The following is a 19218-nucleotide window of genomic DNA, read 5'->3' on the forward strand; positions in this document are numbered from 1 at the left end:
AGGTCCCGTTCCCGTGCGCTGGAGATTGAGGTCTTCTTGTCGGTGGGGACTGTGACACCCGATCCTCGGCCGCAGCCATGGGGTAGCCGAGGTTGTGGCAGTAGACGGGGAAGGCGGTTTCGGAGCCATCTGCGGCACGGAAGTTGACGGCCCGTCGGCGCCCGCCTCGCATGTTCGGGCGTCCGTGGAGGCCTCGGCCGCGTCGGCAGTAGCCCACGGCGGAGAGGAGCGCCGCCAGCGTCACGTGGGTGGTTTGTGGGCTCTTTCGTTTGGGGGTGTGTCATGGGCGCAGGACCGTGGTGGTGACCGGGGTGAGGTCGGCGGTCCTGGGGATGTGAAGATGAGGGTTGTCTACGCCTGTGTCCCACACCACCAGGACCTGCCGTGAACACTACTTACCGCCAGTCTGCTCGCGGAGACCATGTGCCGCACCGTGGAGTTGCGGGGTGACGATCACCGATACCGTGGTCGAGGACGACCGGATGTACCTGTTTCTGTGCCCCGGTCACCATGGACCCGGCATACCCCGGGACACAAGGTCGCGGGCCGGTTGCGTGATCATCTCGAGTGCCCGGTCACCGGTTCGCTGGTTGTCGGGCAGCCCACCGGGCTGCACGTGTGGTGACCCGGGTTCATCTGCGGCAACTGCGGCACGAGGGTATTCCGAGCGCAGTTACCGCTTCCGGCAGAATCGAGGGCCACGATTACCTGCCGGGGCACGAGGTGGATCCTGCAACGGTTCGGCGGTCGACCGCGCCAGGGTTTTCCCGCGATCCTCGTAGCAGCACTCGGTGTGGGTGGGGCCCTGGTTAACGGCCTCGCAGTAGAAGCCGTGCGGGATCTGGTCTACGACGATGGGCATCACCTTGAAGGGGGGACGGGTGCTGGGCGTCGATGAGCACAGGTTCGCGGGGAGGGCAGCAGCGCGTTCGCCACCGTTTTGGTGGACCTTCACACCGGTGGTCGACGGGTAGCGGGTCGGCCTGTCTGCCGGAGACATGGTCCAGGTCCGCTGCGCGAAGGCCTTCACCGGCTGGTTGGGTGCTTGTGATCGGCAGTTGCGGGACCGGGTCAAGGTCGTGACCATGGGCGGGTTCGCCGGATAGCACACCGCGGCCGCGGCGGCAGTGCTTGCTGCACGCATGATCCTGATCCGCACCGGGTTGTGCACCGAGCGGTAATACACCCGTCTCGACACTTGCTTTGACCGCCGATGACTGACGCGTTGGGGTGGTGGTCTACCGCGTCTACCAGCGACTCATCGATACCTGTGCTGATCCTCGGCGCCGGGACGGCAGGATCGCCATGGACAAGGTGCTTCGCTCGATCCATCGCGGTGTGCCAAAGGCTCTTGGCCGGAACTTGTCCATCTCGGCCGGTCACTGTGGACATGACGCCGCAAGATCTGGGCTTATTTCGACACCGGCACAAGCAACAGCCCTCGTCGAAGCGATCAACGCACGCCTCGGATACCTTCGCGGCATCGCCGTGGGTTTTCCGCAAGCCCAACCAACATCCTGCGTCCCTTCGCCCACTCCGGGTGACTCCCCAACCAGATCAACGCACTCTAAAACCAGAAGAACCGGTTTGTGTCTTCCGGATCTCGTTTTCTGTGGTCGCGGAGCTGACCCGGGCCAAGCGATGGTCCACAGACCGGGATCAGCTCGCTGGATTGGACCCGACTGGGATGAATCACACAGAAAATCTGGGGATAGGTGGATTCTGTCCGGGGGCGGTGTGGATCGTAAAGAAGACAACGACCGAGGAGCAGTGCGGAACCGTCGCAGACTAGGTGACTGGCGTCCGGGTATGAACGAAAGAGCGGAAACATACATGTGTCGACAAATGATAGTGGTGGCCCTTTTCTTTGTTCGATTTTCCGCAGTTTGAGGGGAGCTGTGCGGCCGCGGCAGGTGAGATTGCGGCCGCGGCAGGTGAGATTTAGCCCCGACTGTCTCGACCTGTCACCATCGAAGAACATCAGTTGGTAGACATCTTTTTCAGAAAAGGTGCCGGGAGCTGCAGGGTCAAGGGAGTTTAGGGGTGGAGTATTGGAATCCGGTACTGCGAACCGGAGGCGGTCACACCCCTACCGGAGTCAAAGTGTTTTACAGAATATCCTTGGAGATTGTAATTGATGGTGTCCACCCAAAGGGAAGGGGCTGGACACCTTCCGAGGTTTCAGCGGCGGGAGGGTGATTGTATTTATTGCCAGATATGAAGCGGGTTTTGCTTTCCAGTGTAAAAGTGCGCGATTCTGATAGTCGCCGCCGAAAAAATGGTGCGCGGCTGGGTCGGGGACACCGGGTGTGGCCCGCCGTCGGCCGGTGGTCGATCAGAATGGGGCCGGGATCTTGATTGCGTGGCTCCGGAGAACGGAAGCCGCCGTGGTCGCCCAGGAAGCTCCGGCGATGAGTCCCACAATGGTCAGACAGGCGGTGATCTCTGCCCGATCGGACATTGATCCGGAAAGGAGGCCCGGCAGGCGCCCTGCGATTAGCACGAGAGCGACGATCCAGAGCACCTTCGCCGCGGTGCCCCACAGATGTGCCCGACGACGGAGATCTGAACGGATCATTCCGAGTTCCACGTCCAGCACCGCGTCGTCAGCGCGCCCAAGGATGTAGTTGTCCAGTGCCGGAAGATCCCGCAGAGGGGGGCATCCGGATTCGGTGAGCAGTTCGAACTCGGCTACCGGGCCACGGGGTCGAGGTTTCAGGGCGGTCGTCCACGCCCGTCGCGCCGTGGTTCGCGCGCCCGCGAGGCTGATGAGAGTGACCAACATGTGTGAGAGCCCGATTGCGAAGATCGCCGCTGCTGTGTAACCGATCATCGGAGAACATCCCCGGGTCGGAGAAACGCGCTGGCCCAGAAGAACAGACACAGTGCGACTGTGGACAACAGACACCCGGTGTGGACGTTGTTCCGGATATTGTCCGTGAGGCCGTGGATGAGCAGCGCCAGGCCGATCCCCAGGGCGACGCAGCAGAGGAAGGTCGCCACCAGCCAGTAGCTCAACTGACGTTGCGCCGTCGGGCGGAGAAGATACGCCTCAGTCCCCGAGGGCAACCGCCAGAGGCTGAAGAACGCCCTTCCGGGGCGTGCCGCCCGGTGGTGTCTGCGCCGGGTGGGCTCAGGTTGAGTGTCGGCCACGGGCCCCGGGGAAACGGGCGGCTCGGGCTCTGCCGGTGGGGTGAGGGAACGGGCTGGGGTGTTGCGCACGGTATCCCGGTGCGAGTTCACCTTCTGCCGGAACAAGTCGGTGGGTTCCGGCCTCGGGAGACCGGTGGGTGTTGTCGCAGGCTTTCCGCCTGGCGTCGGCGGGGGCCACGATGAGGTGGTCGGGGCCCCGTGGCTGATCGCGATGAATTCGGCACCGGTGGGCACCCGGAACGACTCGGTGTCCAGTCGGACAACAGGAGCGGGGGCAACAACGTCGTCATCGTTGCGGGCGTGCCGTCCCCGGGGTGGTGTCATCCGAGACGTCCTTCCTCGTCATCGTCGGACGCGGGTGCAGGACCGCCGCGCCACCCGACTGTTTCTACGGGACACTATAAGGCAGACCCCTGGGGAAATGGGACAACCCGGAAGAGGACCGTGTCCTTTCCGGGTTGGGCTGGGAATGGACTGGTCAAAGCCTGGCTGCGGGCGGGATCATTATCCCATCCCGGTGGCTGCGGCCATGTCCGTCTTGAGCTGCTCCAGACGGGCGGCAGCGGCTGCGTGCGGGACGCTATCGTTGGCCGCTACCGGCAGGACCACCTCGAGATAGCACTTGAGCTTTGGTTCGGTTCCGGAGGGTCGCACGATGACGCGATCGTCGTCGCGGGTGACCAGGAGCATGCCGTCGGTCGGGGGTAAACCCCGGTAGCCGTCGAGGAGATCCGCACACTCGACGACGGGAGAGCCCGTGAGCTGACTCGGCGGCGCGGAACGCAGCGTGCGCATGCCTTCCGCAATGAGCGACGTGTCCGCCACCCGGAACGTCAGTGGGGCCGTGGCGTGGAGACCGTGTCTCCGTGCGAGGTCATCGAGCTCGTCCTGCAGGGACCGCCCGTCGGACTTCACCCCGGCGGCTAGTGAACACAGGGTCACCGCGGCGGTTACCCCGTCCTTGTCGCGGACACGGGTGGGGTCACAGCAGTACCCGATCGCCTCCTCGTAGCCGAAAATCATGCCCGGGGTTCGGGCGATCCACTTGAATCCGGTCAGGGTCGCCTCGTGCCGCAGACCGTGGGCCTCCGCGATCCGGGCGAGCAGACGACCGGAGACGATGGAGCTCGCCAGCACTGTGCCTTCCCCGGTATCACCGTTTTCTCGCCGGGCCGCCAGGAACTCGCCGAGGAGAGCCCCGATCTCGTCACCGGTGAGTTGCCGCCACCCGGCGGGTGCGTCCGCGTCCGGGATGGCTGTGGAGCAGCGGTCGGCGTCCGGGTCGAGCGCGATGATGATGTCGGCGTCGATCTCCCGGGCCAGCTCCATCGACAGGTCGAGTGCCCCAGGTTCCTCCGGGTTCGGAAACGCGACGGTGGGGAAGTCGGGGTCCGGCTCAGCCTGGCCGGGAACGAGGTGCACGTCCGTGAACCCGGCCGCTTCCAGGGCGCTGACAGCGGTGGACCCACCGACTCCGTGCATCGGTGTGAGCACCACCTTGAGGTCCGAGCGGGACTCATCCGTCGCCGGGAACGCCCGCCCGATCTCCTCGGCACGGGACAGGTAGGCATCGAGGACATCGACGTGCTCCACCTTCTCCCACGCGAGCGCGATCTCGTCCGCGGGAGATGCCGCGGCGATGGCGTCGGCGATCTCGGCGTCCGCCGGGCTGATCAGCTGGACACCTTCCGCGGGCCCCGGAGCGACTCGGCCACCCAGGTAGACCTTGTAGCCGTTGTCGTCCGGGGGATTGTGGGAGGCGGTGACCATGATTCCCGCATCGGCGCCCAGGTGCCGGACCGCGAATGCAGTGACCGGGGTGGGCAACTGGGCGGGCAGCACCAGTGCGCGTCCCCCCGCTGCGGCGACCACACCCGCCGCGGCCTTCCGGAAGTCGGCGGAACCGTGGCGGGCGTCGCAGCCGATCACCACCGTGGGGGTGTCGTCGACCTGATCGTTCAACCAGGACATCAGTCCGTGGGTCGCGCGGGTGACCACGGCGCGGTTCATCCGGGTCTCCCCGGCACCGACTCTGCCCCGCAGTCCGGCCGTGCCGAACATCAGGGGGCCCGCGAAGCGGGACTCCAGTTCTGTGACGGCTGCACTGTCCGCGGTGGAGCTCGCCGCCGCGTCGATGAGTTGGTTGAGTTCCTCCCGCGTCGCGGGATCGGGGTCGTGGGACGCCCAGTCGCGCGCCCGGTCGATGAGGGTCATGCAGATCACGCCTTTCTGGCGGAATAGGGGTGGTACGAGTCAGTCGGTGAGTCCGTCGAGGACGGTGGCTGAGGAGGACAGTCCGAGCCGGGTGGCCCCGGCCTCGACCATCGCGACGGCGTCCTCGGCACTGCGGATGCCGCCGGAGGCCTTGACCCCGAGCCGACCACCGACGGTGTCGGCCATGAGCTTCACCGCGTGGACGCTGGCGCCACCGGCCGGGTGGAACCCGGTGGAGGTCTTGACGAAGTCGGCACCGGCGGCCTCCGCGGCTCGGCAGGCCGCGACGATCGCGTCGTCGTCCAGTGCAGCGGACTCGATGATGACCTTCAGGACCACTGGCGTGGGGCAGGCTTTGCGTACGGCGCGGATCTCGGACTCGAGCTCATCGAAGCGATTCTCCTGCGCCAGGGCGATGTTGATGACCATGTCGACTTCGTCGGCGCCGTCGCTGACCGCGCGGGCGGCCTCCGCGGCCTTGATCTCGGGCTTGACCGCGCCGGAGGGGAATCCGACGACGGTGGCGACGTGCAGCCCTTCGGGTACCTCGACGGGCAGCTGGGAGGGGGAGACGCAGACGGAGTAGCAGTTCAGCTTCGCGGCCTCGGTGACGAGGTCTGCGACCTGGTCGGCGGTGGCCTCCGGCTTGAGGAGGGTGTGGTCGATGATGTGGGCGATCTCTGCGCGGGTGTGGGTACTCATGTCTTCTCAGGTCTCCTTGGATGGGTCAGTTGATGCGGTCGAGGATGGCGGATTCGCGTGCCGGGATGTCGCTTCCCGCCGGTGCGAGACTGTAGCCCCTGTTGAGGGATTCGATGGCCCGCTCGAAGCGTTCGAGGGTGTCGGTGTGCAGCGTGAACAGTTTTTGGCCGGCGGTGACAGCGTCCCCGGGGGCGACGTGGATCTCGACACCGGCCCCCGCTTGAACACTGTCTTCCTTGCGGGCGCGCCCGGCGCCGAGGCGCCAGCTGGCGACACCGACGGGGAGGGCATCGAGGCGCTCCAGAACGCCATCTCTGTCGGCGGTGATCTCGTGGGTGTGGGTAGCCGTGGGCAGCTCCGCGTCCGGGTCGCCGCCCTGTGCGCGGATCATCTTTCGCCAGGTGTCCATGGCCCGGCCGTCGGCCAGTGCAGCCTCGACGTCGGCGTCCCGGACCCCTGCGGCGTTGAGCATCTCCCGGGCGAGTTCCACGGTGAGTTCGACGACGTCCGCGGGTCCGCCACCGGCGAGAACCTCGAGGGATTCCCGTACCTCGAGGGCGTTGCCCACGGTGCGGCCCAGGGGAGTGGACATGTCGGTGAGCAGGGCGCGGGTGTCGACGTCCGCGGCGCGGCCCAGGTCGACCATGGTGCGGGCGAGTTCGCGGGCGGTGTCCAGGTCCTTCATGAAGGCACCGTCGCCGACCTTGACATCGAGGACCAGGGCCGAGGTCCCCTCCGCGATCTTCTTGCTCATGATGGAGCTGGCGATCAACGGGATCGAATCGACGGTACCGGTGATGTCGCGCAGTGCGTAGAGCTTGCGGTCGGCCGGGGCGAGGCCGGTTCCGGCGGCGCAGACGACGCACCCCGGATCACGGAGGATCTTCATCATGCGTTCCGTGGAGATGTCGGCCTGCCAGCCGGGGATCGCCTCGAGCTTGTCGAGGGTGCCACCGGTGTGCCCGAGACCACGGCCGGAGAGCTGTGGAACGGCGACGCCGAAGGAAGCGACGAGAGGTGCGAGCGGGAGCGTGATCTTGTCGCCCACACCACCCGTGGAGTGCTTGTCCGTCGTCGGCTTGCCGAGTCCCGAGAAGTCCAGTCGCTCGCCGGAGGCGATCATCGCCCGGGTCCACCGGCTGGTCTCCTCGGCGGTCATCCCGTTGAGGAAGATCGCCATGGCGAGCGCGGCCATCTGCTCGTCACCGACGCCACCGTTGGTGTAGGCGTCGATGACCCAGTCGATCTCGGCCCCGCTGAGTTCACCTCCGTCCCGCTTGGTTCGGATGATGTCCACTGTGTCGAATGTCGTTGCCATGTCGTGCTCCTTGTGCGGCTGTGGCTACCGGCCATGGTGTGTGACCGGGATCAAATCAGTCAAACCCTTGTGTGGTGGTCCACAGCCCGATTATCATGAGGACATGAACAAATGTCAATGAAAAAGTTGACAACTGTTCATATGATCTCCGTCCCCGCCCCGAAGGATTCGACATGTCCGTCTCCGACGCAGAACTTCTCGACCGCGCCCGCGCTGCTGCGCACAGCGCCTATGCACCCTATTCTGATTTCCCGGTGGGGGCTGCCCTCTTGCTCGAGGACGGCCGCATCGTCACCGGCTGCAACGTGGAGAACGCCTCCTACGGTTTGACGATCTGTGCCGAACGCACCGCCGCAGGTCGGATGATCGTCGAGCGGGAGGCCGGGCCTGCCGGGGCACGCCCGCACATCGTCGCCGCCGCCGTCGCCGGTCTGAAGGCCGCCCCCTGTCATCCCTGCGGCGCGTGCCGGCAGGTGCTCGGCGAATTCAGCTGCGACCGGGTGGTTGTCGAGGGTCCCTCCGGGAACCCGGTCAGCATCGCTTTCGCCGAACTCCTGCCGCACGCCTTCGGTCCGGACTCCCTCTAGAACACCCTCGCACACCTCTCCCCACCAAACACCCCGACCATTAGGAGACCCCATGGACCGCTTCCAGGGACTGCTGGGCATCGCCCTCATCTTCGGCCTGGCGATACTGTTCTCCCGACATCGCTCCGCCATCAAGTGGCGCACTCTGGGGGTCGGACTGCTCCTCCAGATTGCCTTCGCGCTCCTCGTCCTGAAATGGGACGTCGGATTCAATGTCCTGAAATCCATCGCGCACGGGCTGGAGAAACTCACCGAGTTCACCAATGTCGGTACCGAGTTCGTGTTCGGTGGGCTGTTCGGCGGAGACAACGGCTTCATCTTCGCGCTAAACGTCCTGCCCGTCATCATCTTCCTGGGGGCGATCATCGGTGCCCTCTACTATCTCCGCGTCATCCAGTACTTCGTCGACATTCTCGGCGGCGCACTCAAGTGGCTGCTCGGCACATCCAAGGTGGAGAGTGTCTTCGCCTCCACGGTGATCTTTCTCGGCCAGTCCGAGGCGCCACTGGTGGTGTCCCCGTACCTCCCGAAGTTGACCCGCAGTGAACTCTTCGCGTGCATGACAGGTGGTTTCGCATCCGTCGCTGGCTCCACTCTCATCGGCTACTCACTCCTCGGAGCCCCGCTGGAATACCTGCTCGCGGCGTCCCTGATGAACGCGCCGGGCTCCCTGATTGTGGCCAAGGCTTTCATGCCCGAAACCGAGGAATCTGATCTTGACGCCAGCATCCGGGACGTCCGCGACACTGAATCCAAGAACATCATCGACGCCATTGGCTCCGGTGCGATGGCGGGTGGCAAGATCGCCATCGCCGTTGGCTGCCTGCTCATCGCCTTCATTGCCCTGATCACCATGCTGTCGGCGATCATCGGTGGAATCGGGGGGTGGTTCGGGCAGGATAACTGGTCTCTCGAAGCAATGTTCGGAGTGTTCTTCGCTCCTGTCGCCTGGCTGATCGGTGTCCCCTGGTCGGAAGCGCTCGACGTGGGCAACTTCATCGGGCAGAAGACGGTGATCAACGAGTTTGTCGGCTTCTCATCCTTCGGCCCGCAGGTCGATTCCTTCTCCCCGAAGACCGTGATGATCACGACCTTCGCGCTCGCCGGATTCGCGAACTTCAGTTCCATCGCCATCCAGATCGGCGCGATCGGCGGCCTCGTGCCGGAACGCCGTGGTGAAGTCGCAAAGCTCGGCCCCTGGGCGCTCCTCGGTGGGTTCACCGTCAACATGCTCAATGCCGCCATCGTCGGTGTGGTGGCCTTCTGACACCTGAATGCCTGAATCAGAAAATGCCTGCACGGCTAACAGTCCGTGTGGGCATTTTCCTATTCGGGATCGTGGTCGACTCTGCCCGTCGGAAAATGGTTGTGGCGGTGAGTATTTTGCCGAGAAAATTAAAATGTGACGCAAGGCACTATCCTGGGCGCTATTGTGGTGGAAACACACTGCGGGGCCGGTGTTCGCCCCATACCCGAATGAGGAGGCGATCTCGTGACAACCATGACAACCCGAATGACGGAGGACCCCGGTGACCTGATGCCGGAGGCGGTTTGTGCATGGGTCGAGTCCCTGGCCGCAGTTACCGCCAGGGCAGATCAACTGGGCCCGGAAGACGCGGCGACGGAACTTGCGGCGCTGTTCACCGAGGATGCCTGCTGGCGTGATCTGGCTGCGTTCACCTGGAACATACACACCGCCGAAGGGGTGGATGCGATCACCGAGATGATCCGGGACACCTGGCCCCGCTGTGCGCTGCGCAATGTGAAGATGGTCGACCCTGGGGAAGCCAACGACTGGTCCTTCCTCACCTTCGACACCGCAGACTTCCACTGTCGCGGCGTGGTCCGGCTTCGCGACGGGCGCGCGGCCATGCTCACAACCTCCGCGCAGGAGCTGATCAATCACCCGGAACCGGCCGGTCGCCGCCGGGAACTAGGTGCCGAACATGGACGTCCGGGGACGGACACCCGCAACTGGGCTGACCGTCGGGCGGACCGGCGGGCTGCTCTCGGGATCACCGAACAGCCTTTCACCCTGATCGTCGGCGGGGGACAGGGCGGAATCGCACTTGGGGCACGGCTGAAAAGACTCGGCGTACCGACACTGATCATCGACAGGCACCCGCGCCCCGGCGACCAGTGGCGCAGCCGCTACCACTCGCTCTGCCTGCATGACCCCGTCTGGTATGACCACCTGCCCTATCTGCCGTTTCCCGACCACTGGCCCGTATTCACCCCCAAGGACAGGATGGGGGACTGGTTGGAACATTATGTCGGGATCATGGATCTCGACTACTGGTCCGACACGTCATGTATCTCGGCCGGGTTCGACGAGTCGGAGGGCCGGTGGAGCGTCACGGTGAATCGGGGCGGGGAAACACTCACGCTGAGTCCCGAGCATCTTGTCCTGGCCACCGGCATGTCGGGCGTACCCAATGTGCCGACGCTACCCGGACAGGAGAACTTCGCGGGTGAGATCCGGCACTCCTCACAGCATCCCGGGGGAGGCATGGACGCGGGAAAGAACGTGATCGTGCTCGGATCGAATAACTCCGCCCACGACATCTGTGCGGATCTTCATGCGCATGGGGCGCACCCGGTGATGATCCAACGCTCGTCGACGCATATCGTGCGCTCCGAATCGTTGATGCGTGAGGTTTTCGGCCCGCTCTACTCGGAGGACGCGCTGGAAGCGGGAATCGACACGGACACCGCTGACCTGCTGTTTGCCTCCATCCCGTACCGGCATCTCGCCGACGCGCAGAAACCGGTATTCGACCGCATCCGGGAACAGGACGCCGACTTCTACCGGCAGCTCGCAGATGCCGGATTCCTCCTCGACTTCGGGGAGGATGAATCGGGCCTGTTCCTCAAATATCTCCGCCGTGCGTCCGGTTACTACATCGACGTCGGAGCGAGCCAGCTCATCATCGACGGCGACATCGAGTTGCACTCCGGGGTGACGATCGCGGAGGTAAAGCGCGACTCGGTCGTGCTCACCGATGGCACCGAACTTCCGGCCGACGTCATCGTCCTTGCCACGGGATACGGCTCCATGACCGGATGGGCCGCCCAGTTGGTCTCCCCGGAGGTCGCGGAGCTGGTGGGGCGCTGTTGGGGTCTGGGGTCGGGAACGACCCGTGATCCGGGGCCCTGGGAGGGGGAGTTACGCAATATGTGGAAACCCACCCGGCAACCCCACCTGTGGTTCCACGGCGGGAACCTGCACCAGTCGCGCCACTACAGTCGTTATCTGGCGCTGCAGCTCAAAGCCCGGATGGAGGGGATGGACACTCCGGTGTATGCCCTGGCTGAGGTCCATCATCCGGAGTGATGTGTGGTGGCCCCGGCTCACCGGAGTGCCGGTGCGCCGGGGTGCGTTGCCTGTCGGTCAGCGCGGTAACGGAAGACCCGGAATTGTCAGGGGATGGGTCGTGAAGAAGTGCACGATCGCTGCGACGAGCGCGATCAGTGCGCCGGCGCCGAGGATCGCGGCACCGGTCGCGCTGCTGCTTCCGAAGGGTTTCGGGGTGGGGTTGATGGGTTTCGGCGTCTCGCCGTCATGCCCGTGATCGTGGTGGAACACCTCGAACGGGGCGTCTGCGTGGGCGTGGCTGTCATCCGGGTAGAACACCACGACGGGGACGTTGACCGTCGTGTTCGCGTCCGATTCCGGTGCGGTGAACGTGACGACGCCCGTCGCTGGATCGATCTCGGCGTCCCGGGCCTTCTTGCTGAGCTTGAACACCGCGCCCTCCGGTGCGGCGAGGGCCTCGACCTCATCGGTTGACGTGTCGTCGAACGTCGGCGCCTTAGAGACGGCTTTCTCACCTGTGTGGGCGTGGGTCGTGGTGTAGTTCACGGTGAATTTTTTCGCGGTGCCGCCGTGGGGGTCGTTTACCACGAAGTACACCTCACCCTCGTCAGTCGACTTGTCGGAGTAGATGACCGTGACCGGTACGGAGATGACCTTGCCCGCGTCATCGTGGGTCGCCGTGTAGGTGACTACGCCAGTGGCAGCGTCGATCTTGGCGTTCGCCGGGGCGCCGTCCCGTAACGCGAAGGTTGTCTGTTCCGGAGCCGGGATTTCATCCAGCTGGTCGGTGGTGGTGTCATCAAACGTCGGTGCAGTGCTGGTGACGGCTGCGCCGACCTTCGCCCGGGCTTCACCGAAGAGTGGATCGTAGCGGTTGGTCAGTGCGGTACCCGCGCCTTCTTCGGCGATGGTGACTGAGGTGGTGATCGGCATCAGGAGGGCAAGTGTGAGGCCCGCCGCGCACAGCGAGCGCAGGCGACGGGTGGGAGAGGTATTCACAGAGGGGTACTTCCGTTCTTCTCAGTGGATGAGGACGGACACCAGCCTACTAATGAAATGAGTTTTCAACAATGCTTGGTGGACAACATCTCACTTATCGTCGGGTATGACGTGACCGGCCCTGGTCAACCCCGCAACGTCGAGTACCCGCAAAGCTGTCGGGCGGTCAATCACCAGGTGTGTCGCCAACCCCATGTCCAATGCGGTCGCGATCGCCGTGGTCTTCGCCGCACCACCGGCGATGAGCAGTCGAATTGGCCGGGACGCGAGCTCATTCAGGGTGATCCCGACCGTACGGTCGTCGATACTCGGCAACGCGACCTCGCCGTCAGCGGTGAAGAACCTGGAGCACACGTCACCGGCGGCCCGGTCCAACAGCGTGTCTACCTCAGCCTCCGAGAGATACCCGAGATTCAGCAGAAGCGAACCCCGGTGCACGTCGCCGACCGTGAACGTGACCAGATCGGTCTGCCGGCCGGCGGCGAGGATCCGCGCGATGTGACGGTCCTGCTCCACGATCCGCTTCGTCTCCTCCGAGTCGAAGATCACCGGAAGTGGAAGCGTCCGGGCCGTCGCGTTGAAGGCGAGACAGAAGGAGTTGATCGTCTCAATGTCGAAAGTCGACCGCTCGGAGTGTGAGGTACCGCCCTTCAACTGCACGATCTCGACCCCCCGCCGGTCCGTGTGCTCGAGCTGAGCCGAAACCGAGTACATCGTGTCACCCCAGGACACACCCACCTTCATGCCGTCTGTGACGAGCTCCTGCAGCGTTGCTGCACCGAGTTTCCCCAGTTCGCGGAGAAGATCAGCGTTGGTGTCCCGAGGTAGATGGGCCAGGCGGACATCGGCGAGCCCGAACCGGGAAGCGAGCTGCTTCGCCAGGGCGGAATCGACCTCACGGGGATCGTGGATCTCAATGGTCACGAAACCTCGCTGCTTCCCCAATTGGATCAGCTTCGCCGCGGTGGGGCGCGACACCCCGAGCTCCGCAGCGACCTCCGCCTGGGACATGCCGCGCTCGAAATACAGTTTGACCGCTGTCAATGCCTGCTCGTCGCGTGCATCCACGGGAAACTCCTCGGGATTGTGGTCGGTGCTGGTAAGAAGTTGAGGGCTGCACACTCATCGTAACCGGTTGCCGCGACACCGACGCCTTCGGCATCAGCCGACGATAGGAAGCGGGATCAGGTCGTTCAATACGGTGATGAGCGCCTCGATGTGATCCGGAGTGTGCCCCGAAGTCACCGTGACCCGGAGAATGGCAGCACCACGGGAGACCGTCGGCCACCGGATTGCGGGGACAAAGAAGCCGCGCTCCATCAGGGCATCCGACACCCGGACCGCACGCTGTTCGTCGCCGACCGGAACGGGGATGATCGGACTCACCTGCCCGGCTACCCCCAGGGCGGCGGCGCAGTCACGGATGGTGGAATGCAGCCGGGCGACCACATCCGGTGACCGGTCGAGCACATCGACCGCAGCCACCACCGCCGCGACAGTCGGAGCGGACGGCGCCGTCGAATAGACGAACCCACGGGCCTGATTCCGCAGCAGCGTGCCCACCGCCGAGGAACACACCACGAAACCGCCCTCCCCGCCGAGCGCCTTACTCGCGGTACCGATGAGTAGATCGGGACGGACCCCGTGGTGCTCGACACTCCCACGCCCGGTAGCGCCCAGCACGCCGACCCCGTGGGCGTCATCAATCATCGTCCACGCCCCATGTCGCGCAGCCGTGGACACCAACCCCGGCAGATCCGCCAGGTCCCCGTCCATCGAGAACACCCCATCGCTGACCACGAGCGCATGAGGCGTGGAACGACACCCGAGCATCCGGTCCAGTGCGGAGAGGTCTCCGTGCGGAAACACCTCCACCGAAGCCCGCGCCAACCTGCAGCCGTCGATGATGCTCGCATGATTCAGGGAATCCGAGAACACCGTCACCTCCGGCCCCGCGATCGTCTGCAACACCGCCAGATTCGCCTGGTAGCCCGTGGCGAAGAACACCGCGTCGTCGTGTCCGTCGCCGCCGAAGAACTCCGCCAAACGCCGTTCGAGCCTCGCGTGCAGCTCGGTGGTGCCGGTGGTCAGCCTCGAACCACCGGACCCGGCGCCGTAAAGATCGAGTGCACGGCGGGCCGCCAAAACCACCTCGGGATGGGTGGACAGCCCCAGATAGTTGGAAGAGGAGAACACCACCAGCTCCCGACCGTCGACACGCGCGACAGGTTCCTGCGGCCCCGTGAACTCCCGGAGAGTCCGCGACAACCCCGCCGCGCCCCAGGCGGTATTCCGGGCCTCGGCGATCCGGTCCAACGACGGCATCTACAGACCCTCCACCAGCACGACGTGATTCTCCAGCCAGTCGATGCACTCCCCGACCTCCGACACCGGACCGTCGTACAGGAACAGTCTGGTCCCCACCGGCGAACCCGGTTCCTTCATCGCCGGAATCCGGATATAGGTTCCCCCGCACGCCAGATACCCGGTCGTGTACTCCGGATCGTCGGAGATGCAGAGCTCCGCGACGATACGCGGATGCGCCGTCACCTTCGTCGCCAGGGCAATCGCCTCCCGATAGTGAAGCTTTCCCGCCACGCTGGTGTCCGCGGACACGTGATCCAGGTTGCTCACCCGGACCCCACGCTCCGGGTCAGGCTCCAGTCGCTCGCCGGCGGCGGCATCGACGAGCATCGCGCCCCGCAGGCCGGTCACCGTGGTCAGCAGCTCCCACATGCGCGCCGGGTTCCGGACACCCAGACGGTCCAGCTCGGCAACGACGAAAGCACGCGCCTCCGCCGGCGAACCGACATCGACCTCCCGGGTCGCCAGGACCGGGAGCACCTCGATCCGCGACTCGTCGACAGCACGAACCGTCACCGTCACCTCGTCCGGTGTCCCCTTCGGGTGGCCCAGCGCCCGCTGCGTCAATGCTGTGACGCAGCCCAACACCGCATCACCGGGGACGATCCGTTCGGCACCAGAGATGTGCCGCCCCTCGGCGCTCGCGCGCATCTTCACGGAATACGTGGTCATGCGGGTTATTGTACGGTGTTCAGCCGCACACCTGTGCGGACGGGAACGCACCGGAATCCGCCGAGCGCGATAGGCTAGCGCAGTTCCCACCGACACCACCGCAAAGGCCCGCGACATGACCCGCCCCCGCTTCGCAGTCATCGACCTCGAGACCACCGGATTCCTCCCCACGGACCGCATACTCGAGATAGGTATTGCCCTCACCGACGCAGACGGAAACCTGGAACGCACCTGGCAGACCCTCATCCAGCCCGACCGACACTTCGACAACACCCACATCCACGGGATCACGCCCGCCGACGTCGCGGATGCACCCATGTTCCCGGAGCTCGCGGCAGAGCTCGCCGACCTTATCGACGGCCGGATCATCGTCGCCCACAACGCGCCCTTCGACACGAAATTCCTGGTGCGGGAATTCGCCCACTGCGGCGTCACCCTCGGTGACCCGCACGACTGGTCCGTGTGCACGATGCGCACCGCAAAAGAGGCGCTGCCCGGGTCCCCGCAGAAACTCGCCGACTGCCTCGCACAGATCGGCGCCGTGAACTGCACCCCACACGCCGCGCTCGCCGATGCCGTCGCCACCGCTGAACTACTCGAACACCTGCTCCGCACCACCGACGTCGTACGCAGCCGCACGCCGCTGGACTTCTCGGTACACCACCGCCAGACCCTGAACAACCTCGTCGCTGTCCCACCGGTCGAACGGGGACACCACGCACTGAGCGCCACCGACGGCCAATGGCTCGATGCACTCGCCGCGAAACTGCCGGACACCGGTGACCGCGACGTCGACAACTACATCCGCCTGCTCCGCGCTGCCCTGGCCGACGGCAAACTCTGCACCTCCGAGATCCGCCAACTCATCTGCCGCGCCAGGGAACTCGGCATCGACCGCGAGGAAGCCGGTGAGATCCACGCCCGATTCATCCGGCAGCTCGCCGTCGAAGCGTGGACCGACGGTGTGGTGACCGATGCAGAACGGGACGCCGTGACCATCGCGGCACGCCAACTCGGAGTGGACGGCGCGCTTGTCGAAGCCCTGTTGTCGACCCCGATCGAGGGGGAGGGCTTCGAGCGGCTGCGCCTGAACCCGGGGGACCGGGTCACGTTCACCGGGGAACTGGCGCTACCCCGCGAAGACTGGGAAGAGCGGGCCCGCGCCGCCGGGCTCGACGTCGGAGGCGTCTGCCGACGCAGCGTCCTCCTCGTCGCCGCAGACCCGGACACCCGCAGCGGCAAAGCCCGACGCGCCCGCGACCTGGACGTCCCCGTCGTGGACGAAGCGACCTTCGCCCGGCTGCTCCGCGAACTGACCGACGACACCCCACGCGAACACGAACCCGGGGCAGAGGAAGCGGTGACCGACGCTCCGCCCGCACCGAACACCGAAGCCACCGAAGACCAGACGGATCTCACCCACCGAATCTTCCCCTGGCTGAACCAGGTCCTCGGCGGTGAGGAACACCGACGAACCGTCGAGCCCGACCAGATCACCGTCGCCTGGCTCGACTGGGGCAGCACGCTCCCGCTCCACCACCTGTCCCCGATGCTGGACCCCCACGCCGTACCCGAACAGGTGACCATTAAACCCACGAACCTCGCCCGGCACCTCGCCCAGTACACCGAACCGCTGGGAGAATCCCTGACGAACCTGTCATACGTACGGGGAGTCGGCGCACGCTCCCTCCACCGCCTCGTCTACTCCCTCGTCCTCGCCGCCATTGACGACGCCGCAGAAGGGAAAACCCACCCCGACCCAGCACCGGAACCCGACGAGAGCAGCCTCTACGACGCGGATGATCCCGTCTACCTCGACGGGGACACCGCGCGCGAACCGACGTCCACGGAACTGCAGCAGGTCGTCCGCTGGGCGGCACTGGCGGGAATGATCCCGGAACTCCCGGACACCGCCCCAGCCCACATCCGTGCGGCCGCCGAAGAACTGCCCCAGCACCCGGAACTCGCAGCACCGGGCACGGCCGCAGTAGGGCGGCACTAGGCGCCGTCGAAGAAGCGCTGGCTGCGGACGAACGCCTACCCCAGGTCTTCGCACGCCGCGTGATCGGCCGAGAAACCCTCGATGCCCTCGGAGAGAGCTTCGGGGTCACCCGCGAACGCGTCCGACAGATTCAGGGCCGAGTCACCGCACTCATCGAACAACCACCCACCGACATGCTCACCGCCATCACCGCGCTCGCCCACCGATTCCTCCCCGCCACCCCACTCACCGAGGCGGAAAACGAGATACCCGCCCTCACACAGCCCTGCCCCATAACGGGAGGCCCCGCGGTGGAAACAATCGCCGCCTTCGCCACCACCTGGGAACTATCGTCGGGATGGATCGTGCGGGCAGGCCTTGCGGAGGCGATCCGGCAGGCGATGGTCGACACCACCGACGACCACGGGGTGAGCACCATCGCCGCAATCAGCCGGGAGGCGGGCATCGACGAGGAAACACTCACGGCATTCACCGCAGACACCGGCCTGTCCATCGGAGTACCCGTCCGCGGGAAACTCTGCACCCGCTCTAGCAACTACGGCGACCGCGCCGCCGCACTCCTCTCCATCGCCGGGGAGCCACTCACCGCCGACACCATCTTCGAAACCTTCGGCACGGGGAACATCCGCTCCATGTCCAACGCACTCTCCGCCGACCCCAGGATCGTGCGGGTCGGCCGGGACACCTGGGCACTGGAAGAATGGGGCATGGAGGAATTCCAGAGCCTCGCCCACTGGATAGCCACGCGCGTCGACGCAGACGGCAGCGCACCGCTGACAGAACTCATCGAGGGTGCCCGAGCCCTGGGACTGGCGGAAAGCTCGGTACGGACGTATTGCGCCAGCGGCGAGTTCATCGTCGAGGACGGCACCGTCCGGCGCAACGACAACACGGTGGAAAACAACGCCGACCCCAACGACGTCAAAGGCCTCTACCATCGGGGAACAGACAGGGAGCTGCTGGTCACCCTCACCGCTGATCATGTCCGCGGTTCAGGCAGCGGTGTCCCCCGTGGCGTCGCGGCAATGAAAGAGGTTCCCTTCCTCGGCAAAGTCGCGATGCCTACACGCCTGGGACGCGACCAGATCATCGCATGGAACCGAACGGGTGCGACGATAACCAGCATCCGGGATTTCCTCCTCGATCTCGACCTCACGGAAGGGCAGCGGGTATGGCTGGTGTTCGCGGGTGACGGCAGCTTCGACATCCGCCGCGCCACCCCACTCAGAGAGGACCTCGACGGATGGGCCGCGCTGCTCAACACCCTCGGCCTCGACGACCGGGTCCCCGGAGGGCCGGATCAGATCGGTCAGGTGTCTGCTGGAAGTGCGTTGGAGATCATCAACACAGCCCTCGGGCTTTCCCCGGATGCCGCAGTACGTCGCACAGTCGCGATGTTCAACCACAGGCGGGACGAAGAAGCCGCCGCTGAGGTCATGGGGCTCATTGCGTACGAGTGACAGAACTGGTGCCGGGTTAGGGGAGAGGAAGTGGTGTCTCCGGTGTACCCCGGAGAATGAGAAAGGGCGTCGCTGTGTGGTGGTGCGCTCGGTAACTAAGGTCGATCAGGAGATTTGTCGGGAATCCGGACGCGATTCACCCATGCGGTAACCATCAACATCAGTTAATGTCCAACCACTTGCCGCACCATCATGCGGGATCAGACTCACGTTACCGCGCGGCTCCGGGGGGCCGCAGCTGCAAGCCGGTTGGCACCACCGTCCTGCATGTGGATCGTCTACCGCATTGCTGGACAATGCATGTCGGTTCAGGTGGCGGGGTTGCCCGGGGGTGTGGGTGGGGTTGTTGGTTTTGCTGTGCTCAGTAACCTGGTGTCATGTCTGATATCACACGGTCCCAGGGTGGTGATCCGGTCGACCCGGATCAAAAC

15 protein-coding genes are annotated in these 19218 nt (G+C 65.2%); 5 read left to right on the forward strand and 10 right to left on the reverse strand.

The window, feature by feature from the left end; genetic code table 11:
- Positions 1-673: 673 nt before the first annotated feature.
- The 6 genes from JDV76_RS11340 to JDV76_RS11365 all read right to left on the reverse strand — a co-directional run bounded on the left by JDV76_RS11340 (position 674) and on the right by JDV76_RS11365 (position 7387).
- On the reverse strand, positions 674-1144 hold the full coding sequence (locus tag JDV76_RS11340) for a hypothetical protein (RefSeq protein ID WP_198737001.1): 471 nt from the start codon (positions 1142-1144) through the stop codon (positions 674-676).
- A gap of 1191 nt (positions 1145-2335) precedes the next feature.
- Complete coding sequence (locus JDV76_RS11345; protein ID WP_198737002.1) at positions 2336-2833, reverse strand: hypothetical protein; 498 nt, start codon at positions 2831-2833, stop codon at positions 2336-2338.
- On the reverse strand, positions 2830-3477 hold the full coding sequence (locus JDV76_RS11350; RefSeq protein WP_198737003.1) for a hypothetical protein: 648 nt from the start codon (positions 3475-3477) through the stop codon (positions 2830-2832). The genes JDV76_RS11345 and JDV76_RS11350 overlap by 4 nt, the downstream gene beginning before the upstream one ends.
- A 180-nt stretch (positions 3478-3657) precedes the next feature.
- Positions 3658-5367, reverse strand: coding sequence for a phospho-sugar mutase (locus tag JDV76_RS11355; RefSeq protein ID WP_198737004.1), 1710 nt, complete (start codon positions 5365-5367; stop codon positions 3658-3660).
- A 39-nt stretch (positions 5368-5406) separates the two neighbouring features.
- Positions 5407-6069 (reverse strand): deoxyribose-phosphate aldolase, encoded by a 663-nt coding sequence (gene deoC / locus JDV76_RS11360; RefSeq protein WP_198737005.1) that lies wholly within the window; start codon positions 6067-6069, stop codon positions 5407-5409.
- Positions 6070-6094: 25 nt separating this feature from the next.
- On the reverse strand, positions 6095-7387 hold the full coding sequence (locus JDV76_RS11365) for a thymidine phosphorylase (protein ID WP_198737006.1): 1293 nt from the start codon (positions 7385-7387) through the stop codon (positions 6095-6097).
- A gap of 173 nt (positions 7388-7560) precedes the next feature.
- Here JDV76_RS11365 and JDV76_RS11370 point away from each other — a divergent pair, with 173 nt between their 5' ends.
- From JDV76_RS11370 to JDV76_RS11380, 3 genes are all read left to right on the forward strand, one after another.
- Complete coding sequence (locus tag JDV76_RS11370; RefSeq protein ID WP_198737007.1) at positions 7561-7974, forward strand: cytidine deaminase; 414 nt, start codon at positions 7561-7563, stop codon at positions 7972-7974.
- Between the two features lie 52 nt (positions 7975-8026).
- Positions 8027-9241, forward strand: coding sequence for a NupC/NupG family nucleoside CNT transporter (locus tag JDV76_RS11375; RefSeq protein WP_198737008.1), 1215 nt, complete (start codon positions 8027-8029; stop codon positions 9239-9241).
- 234 nt (positions 9242-9475) lie between these two features.
- Entirely contained in the window at positions 9476-11308 is a 1833-nt protein-coding gene (locus JDV76_RS11380; protein WP_232959383.1) for a flavin-containing monooxygenase, read from the forward strand.
- A gap of 57 nt (positions 11309-11365) precedes the next feature.
- On the opposite strand, the gene JDV76_RS11385 is transcribed toward JDV76_RS11380, so the two are convergent.
- The 4 genes from JDV76_RS11385 to JDV76_RS12715 form a co-directional block, all read right to left on the reverse strand.
- Complete coding sequence (locus JDV76_RS11385) at positions 11366-12289, reverse strand: YPDG domain-containing protein (RefSeq protein WP_198737009.1); 924 nt, start codon at positions 12287-12289, stop codon at positions 11366-11368.
- A 90-nt stretch (positions 12290-12379) separates the two neighbouring features.
- Positions 12380-13357 (reverse strand): sugar-binding transcriptional regulator, encoded by a 978-nt coding sequence (locus tag JDV76_RS11390; RefSeq protein WP_248140962.1) that lies wholly within the window; start codon positions 13355-13357, stop codon positions 12380-12382.
- A 93-nt stretch (positions 13358-13450) separates the two neighbouring features.
- Entirely contained in the window at positions 13451-14614 is a 1164-nt protein-coding gene (locus JDV76_RS12710) for an aminotransferase class I/II-fold pyridoxal phosphate-dependent enzyme (RefSeq protein WP_232959319.1), read from the reverse strand.
- Positions 14615-15325 carry a 6-carboxyhexanoate--CoA ligase gene (locus JDV76_RS12715; protein ID WP_232959321.1) on the reverse strand — a complete coding sequence of 237 codons (711 nt, stop codon included), beginning with the start codon at positions 15323-15325 and terminating at the stop codon, positions 14615-14617. It lies immediately after the preceding gene.
- A gap of 115 nt (positions 15326-15440) precedes the next feature.
- Between JDV76_RS12715 and JDV76_RS11400 the strand changes: the two genes are divergently transcribed.
- Together JDV76_RS11400 and JDV76_RS11405 are read left to right on the forward strand one after the other, a co-directional pair.
- On the forward strand, positions 15441-17327 hold the full coding sequence (locus tag JDV76_RS11400; RefSeq protein ID WP_198737010.1) for an exonuclease domain-containing protein: 1887 nt from the start codon (positions 15441-15443) through the stop codon (positions 17325-17327).
- Between the two features lie 59 nt (positions 17328-17386).
- Positions 17387-18787, forward strand: a complete 1401-nt coding sequence (locus JDV76_RS11405) for a hypothetical protein (protein WP_198737011.1) — start codon at positions 17387-17389, stop codon at positions 18785-18787.
- The last annotated feature ends 431 nt before the right edge of the window (positions 18788-19218 follow it).

The sequence above is a fragment of the Corynebacterium marambiense genome (genome assembly GCF_016342275.1).
GTDB classification, from domain to species: Bacteria; Actinomycetota; Actinomycetes; order Mycobacteriales; family Mycobacteriaceae; genus Corynebacterium; species Corynebacterium marambiense.

What these genes read in the sequence shown, in the direction of transcription:
- JDV76_RS11340 (WP_198737001.1), bottom strand. Translation starts at nt 1,144, where the DNA reads ATGCGTGCAGCAAGCACTGCCGCCGCGGCCGCGGTGTGCTATCCGGCG.
- deoC (WP_198737005.1), bottom strand. Translation starts at nt 6,069, where the DNA reads ATGAGTACCCACACCCGCGCAGAGATCGCCCACATCATCGACCACACC.
- JDV76_RS12710 (WP_232959319.1), bottom strand. Translation starts at nt 14,614, where the DNA reads ATGCCGTCGTTGGACCGGATCGCCGAGGCCCGGAATACCGCCTGGGGC.
- JDV76_RS11400 (WP_198737010.1), top strand. Translation starts at nt 15,441, where the DNA reads ATGACCCGCCCCCGCTTCGCAGTCATCGACCTCGAGACCACCGGATTC.
- JDV76_RS11375 (WP_198737008.1), top strand. Translation starts at nt 8,027, where the DNA reads ATGGACCGCTTCCAGGGACTGCTGGGCATCGCCCTCATCTTCGGCCTG.
- JDV76_RS11380 (WP_232959383.1), top strand. Translation starts at nt 9,476, where the DNA reads ATGACAACCCGAATGACGGAGGACCCCGGTGACCTGATGCCGGAGGCG.
- JDV76_RS11370 (WP_198737007.1), top strand. Translation starts at nt 7,561, where the DNA reads ATGTCCGTCTCCGACGCAGAACTTCTCGACCGCGCCCGCGCTGCTGCG.
- JDV76_RS11365 (WP_198737006.1), bottom strand. Translation starts at nt 7,387, where the DNA reads ATGGCAACGACATTCGACACAGTGGACATCATCCGAACCAAGCGGGAC.
- JDV76_RS11355 (WP_198737004.1), bottom strand. Translation starts at nt 5,367, where the DNA reads ATGACCCTCATCGACCGGGCGCGCGACTGGGCGTCCCACGACCCCGAT.
- JDV76_RS11345 (WP_198737002.1), bottom strand. Translation starts at nt 2,833, where the DNA reads ATGATCGGTTACACAGCAGCGGCGATCTTCGCAATCGGGCTCTCACAC.
- JDV76_RS11350 (WP_198737003.1), bottom strand. Translation starts at nt 3,477, where the DNA reads ATGACACCACCCCGGGGACGGCACGCCCGCAACGATGACGACGTTGTT.
- JDV76_RS12715 (WP_232959321.1), bottom strand. Translation starts at nt 15,325, where the DNA reads ATGACCACGTATTCCGTGAAGATGCGCGCGAGCGCCGAGGGGCGGCAC.